The 1,909-nt window shown below is 68.1% G+C and carries 2 protein-coding genes; both read left to right on the forward strand.

Annotation, left to right across the window (positions count from 1 at the left end; translation table 11 throughout):
* Nucleotides 1–14 precede the first annotated feature (14 nt).
* The gene (locus tag GA0115254_RS09225) at nucleotides 15–800 is read left to right on the forward strand and encodes an electron transfer flavoprotein subunit beta/FixA family protein (protein ID WP_093894779.1); all 786 of its coding nucleotides are present in this window, start codon (nucleotides 15–17) and stop codon (nucleotides 798–800) included.
* A 54-nt stretch (nucleotides 801–854) separates the two neighbouring features.
* Nucleotides 855–1,817, forward strand: a complete 963-nt coding sequence (locus GA0115254_RS09230; protein ID WP_093894780.1) for an electron transfer flavoprotein subunit alpha/FixB family protein — start codon at nucleotides 855–857, stop codon at nucleotides 1,815–1,817.
* The last annotated feature ends 92 nt before the right edge of the window (nucleotides 1,818–1,909 follow it).

The raw sequence follows: 1,909 nt of genomic DNA on the forward strand, positions 1-1,909 counted from the left end.
GTAGGAGAGCCGGCGTGAGCTTGAGGATCGTTGTCTGTGTGAAGTACGTGCCCGACGCCACCGGCGACCGGCACTTCGCCGATGACCTGACGCTGGACCGTGAGGATGTCGACGGTCTGCTGTCGGAGCTGGACGAGTACGCGGTGGAGCAGGCGCTGCAGATCGCGGACGGTGCGGACGATGCGGAGATCACCGTGCTGACGGTGGGTCCGGAGGATGCGAAGGACGCGTTGCGCAAGGCGTTGTCGATGGGTGCGGACAAGGCTGTTCACGTCGAGGACGACGATCTGCACGGCAGTGATGTGATGGGCACGTCGCTGGTGCTGGCGAAGGCGGTCGAGAAGACGGGTTATGACCTGGTGATCTGCGGGATGGCGTCGACGGACGGCACGATGGGTGTGCTGCCGGCGGTGCTGGCGGAGCGTCTGGGTGTTCCGCAGGTCACGCTGCTGTCGGAGGTGTCGGTCGAGGGTGGCACGGTGACGGGGCGCCGGGACGGTGACACGGCTTCGGAGCAGCTGGAGGCGTCGTTGCCGGCGGTGGTGTCGGTGACGGACCAGTCGGGTGAGGCGCGTTACCCGTCGTTCAAGGGGATCATGGCGGCGAAGAAGAAGCCGGTTCAGTCGCTGGATCTGGAGGATCTGGAGATCGAGGCGGACGAGGTCGGTCTGGCGGGTGCCTGGACCGTGGTGGATTCCGCGGCGCAGCGTCCGGCCCGTACGGCGGGCACGATCGTCAAGGACGAGGGCGAGGGCGGCAGGCGGCTGGCGGAGTTCCTGGCCGGCCAGAAGTTCATCTGATCTCTCTGTTTGTTTCCCGTCGTTTCTTCGCTACTCGCAGGAGATTGAAGTCCCATGGCTGAAGTTCTCGTTTATGTCGATCACGTGGACGGTGCGGTCCGCAAGCCGACCCTGGAGCTTTTGACGCTGGCGCGTCGGGTCGGTGAGCCGGTCGCGGTCGCGCTCGGCAAGGGTGCCGAGGGCACCGCGGGGGTGCTGGCCGAGCACGGTGCGGTGCGGGTCCTGACCGCTGACGCGCCGGAGTTCGCCGATTATCTGGTGGTGCCGAAGGTCGACGCGTTGCAGGCGGCCCATGCGGTGCTGTCCCCGGTGGCGGTGCTGGTTCCGTCTTCCGTGGAGGGCAAGGAGATCGCGGCGCGTCTGGCGGTCCGGATCGGTTCGGGTGTCATCACGGACGCTGTCGATCTGGAGGCCGGTGAGCAGGGTCCGGTCGCCACGCAGTCCGCGTTCGCCGCGTCGTTCACGACCAGGTCCCGTGTCTCCAGGGGGACCCCGGTCATCACGGTCAAGCCGAACTCGGCTCCGGTCGAGGCCGCTCCGGCGGCGGGTGCGGTCGAGGCCCTGGCGGTGTCGTTCTCCGCGCTGGCCACCGGTACGAAGGTGCTGTCGCGTACGCCGCGTGAGTCGACGGGGCGTCCGGAGCTGACCGAGGCCGCGATCGTCGTCTCCGGTGGCCGTGGTGTCAACGGTGCGGAGAACTTCGCGATCATCGAGGCGCTGGCCGACTCGCTCGGTGCGGCCGTCGGCGCCTCGCGTGCCGCGGTCGATGCCGGCTGGTACCCGCACTCCAGCCAGGTCGGCCAGACCGGCAAGTCCGTCTCCCCGCAGCTGTACATCGCCTCGGGGATCTCCGGTGCGATCCAGCACCGTGCCGGCATGCAGACGTCCAAGACGATCGTCGCGATCAACAAGGACGCCGAGGCCCCGATCTTCGACCTCGTCGACTACGGCGTCGTCGGCGACCTCTTCCAGGTCGTCCCCCAGCTCACCGACGAGGTCAACTCCCGCAAGGGCTGACCCGCCGCCCAGCTGCACCCCCCTTACTCTTCCGACGGTCCGGGGCCGCACGGTGTGAACTCACCGCGCGGCCCCGAACCGTTTCCGATCAC

The sequence above is a fragment of the Streptomyces sp. Ncost-T10-10d genome (genome assembly GCF_900091955.1).
Classification (GTDB): domain Bacteria; phylum Actinomycetota; class Actinomycetes; order Streptomycetales; family Streptomycetaceae; genus Streptomyces.